Source organism: Okeania sp. SIO2B9 (assembly GCF_010672505.1).
GTDB lineage: Bacteria > Cyanobacteriota > Cyanobacteriia > Cyanobacteriales > Microcoleaceae > Okeania > Okeania hirsuta.
Genome location: NZ_JAAHGK010001159.1, coordinates 1 through 2434, shown reverse-complemented (window position 1 = coordinate 2434; position 2434 = coordinate 1). Strand labels below are relative to the sequence as shown.

The following is a 2434-nucleotide window of genomic DNA, read 5'->3' as shown; positions in this document are numbered from 1 at the left end:
TCAACTTAGGTGAAGCGTTCAAAAGGTTCTTTAAAGGATTAGGAAAATACCCAAAGTTTAAGAAGAAAGGTAGGTCTGATTCTTTCACAATTGATAATTCTGGAAAACCAATAGAATTAAATGGATGGAATCATAAATTACCTTTTATTGGTATTGTCAAAACTTATGAACCTATTGAAGCAACTACTCAAAAAATAACTATTAGTAAACAGGCAGGTGATTGGTATTTAAGTTTTGCTTATGAATTTACTCAATATCTAACACCAAAAACTACTGAAGTTGTAGGCCTAGATTTAGGCATTAAAACATTAGCAACTTTAAGTGATGGGAAAGTCTTTGAAAGCGTCAAGTCATATCGCCAGTTTGAAGCCAAGCTTTCTCAACTACAATATCTAAACCGGAATAAAGAAATTGGTTCAGCTAATTGGCGAAAAATACAACTGAAAATTGCCAAGCTACATAGAAAGATAGCTAACATCCGTAAAGACGCACTTCATAAATTGACAACATATCTAGCCAAGAACCACGGCAGAGTTGTCATAGAAGATTTAAATGTTAGTGGTATGTTAGCTAACCATAAGCTAGCTAAATCAATAGCCGACCAAGGATTTTATGAGTTTAGGAGACAACTTGCATGCTCTGTGTCAATGGTATGGTTCTGAGTTAGTATTAGTTGACAGGTTTTTTCCATCATCAAAGACTTGTTCTAACTGTGGTCATGTTCAGGATATGCCATTAAATGTAAGGACTTATGATATCATGTCCGTTTGAATAATTAGACTTTGGTGGAAGGAAGGCAGGAGGCAGGAGGCTTTAGTTATCTAGGATAGCAGGAGGCAGAAGGTTTTCTCAAGAGTGTCACCTTAATTTTATACACAAACGATGCTACCGGACATAATATGACTGCCAGTCATGTGGCTTGTCAATAGACAGAGATTTAAACGCCAGTATAAATTTGAGAGATGCGGTCGGTTCGACCGTGAATGCCTGTGGATGAGTAACCGCCGACGGCCTCAGTGGAAGCAGGAAGTAAACATCAGATTGTCACGTTATGTGACGCTTTGTATCAGTTTTATAGAGCAGTATAGTGATCATCTTCTTTTTTGTCTTCTCCTGGCTTCATGGGGATGGTTTCCTAGAGATGTCCTTGAAGTTGCACAGAGGCTTCATCCATATTAATTAATGGTTGTTCTTCAGAATGGACACTGCTGTAAAGATCGAGAACAACTTCCATTTAGGAGACAAATCTGGCTAAATCCCTTTCTGGAATACAAAACCTTTGGATTTTCCAATGTCAGTGCCTAAGTCCTGATATTATTATCTTTAACTTCTCCTCCACTCCCCCACTCCCCTGCTCAATAAAATGTGGAGTGGGACCATCTTGCTCCCTTGCTTGTATCTTGCTCCCATGAAGCGTCGTTGTTCATCCTCATCTACCATTACGCGAGCAGGACTATCATACTATTTAGTTAACCCATGCTCTAGAGCATAACGAACTAATTCTGTTCGGCTGTTTGTACCAGTTTTCGTAAATAGTCTACTGACATACTTTTCTACATTGCGGACACTGGTGTTTAGGTCTCTAGCTATTTCTTTATTCATTAGCCCTCTGGCTACTAAATCTAATACACTTTGCTCTCTTGGGGTTAAATCTATTTTAATTGGTGATGGGGTTTGAGCGATTGTATTTTTCCCCATTAACATTGCTTTAATTTCGGCAATTTGACTTGCTAAAACAGCAATATCTGAAGTATTTTCCCCTTCATTTGGGCTTTTCGCTACTATTCGACGTTCTAACAAATTTTCGACTATAGCTACTAACTCCTCAGGATCGAAGGGTTTAGAAAGGTAAGCATCACAACCTGCTTGATAACCTTGAATGCGGTCTGTAGTCATTCCTTTGGCGGTCAAGAATACTACTGGTAAAGCTTTAAATCTTGGATCTTCTCGTAATTTTTGTAGAAATTGATAGCCATCTATTTGAGGCATCATAATATCTGTAATTACTAAGTCTGGTAAATATGATTGTAGGATATCCCATCCTTGATTAGCATTACTGGCAACGTTTACATTAAATCCACTATCTTCTAAATAAGCTTGTACGGCTTCCCGTAACCCTGGTTCATCATCTACTAATAATATTTTGCTTGGCATTTTTAATTTTTCCTCTAGCTCATTTTTAGCTTGAATCATTCCAGGCATATAGATTTTTTGAGTTTTACTACTTTCTATAATTTAGCTAATTTTCATTATTAGTGGAGCTAAAATAATGTATGGTTTATAACACTTGACAAAAAGTTATTAAGTTTTTTTTATAAAAATGTAATATGTGGTCAGCAATTTTATGGAGCAGATTTTGCCAGTAACTTCAACCTGTTCCTAATGTCAATAATGAAGGTATTAGATAATTATTAACGGGCTTTGTCCTCGAGGA

General features: G+C 36.9%; 3 protein-coding genes and 2 pseudogenes. 3 read left to right on the top strand and 2 right to left on the bottom strand.

Features of this window, described 5'->3' with window-relative positions:
- The 3 genes and pseudogenes from F6K13_RS28420 to F6K13_RS35500 form a co-directional block, all read left to right on the top strand.
- A partial coding sequence (locus F6K13_RS28420) for a transposase (protein WP_287289199.1) occupies window positions 1-662 on the top strand: 662 nt, incomplete at its 5' end.
- Window positions 613-771, top strand: coding sequence for a zinc ribbon domain-containing protein (locus F6K13_RS28415; protein WP_287289197.1), 159 nt, complete (start codon window positions 613-615; stop codon window positions 769-771). The genes F6K13_RS28420 and F6K13_RS28415, both read left to right, overlap by 50 nt.
- 130 nt (window positions 772-901) lie before the next feature.
- Window positions 902-997: pseudogene (locus F6K13_RS35500) on the top strand (zinc ribbon domain-containing protein); the annotation flags it as partial.
- Window positions 998-1138: 141 nt separating this feature from the next.
- Here F6K13_RS35500 and F6K13_RS28410 read toward each other — a convergent pair.
- Together F6K13_RS28410 and F6K13_RS28405 are read right to left on the bottom strand one after the other, a co-directional pair.
- Window positions 1139-1291, bottom strand: a pseudogene (locus F6K13_RS28410) (IS630 family transposase); the annotation flags it as partial.
- A gap of 170 nt (window positions 1292-1461) precedes the next feature.
- A complete protein-coding gene (locus tag F6K13_RS28405) occupies window positions 1462-2154 on the bottom strand; it encodes a response regulator transcription factor (protein ID WP_124147431.1) in 693 nt (230 codons plus the stop codon).
- Window positions 2155-2434: the final 280 nt, after the last annotated feature.

Excerpts from the sequence above, each read along its gene's own strand:
- F6K13_RS28415 (WP_287289197.1), top strand. The coding sequence starts at position 613 with ATGAGTTTAGGAGACAACTTGCATGCTCTGTGTCAATGGTATGGTTCT.
- F6K13_RS28405 (WP_124147431.1), bottom strand. The coding sequence starts at position 2,154 with ATGCCAAGCAAAATATTATTAGTAGATGATGAACCAGGGTTACGGGAA.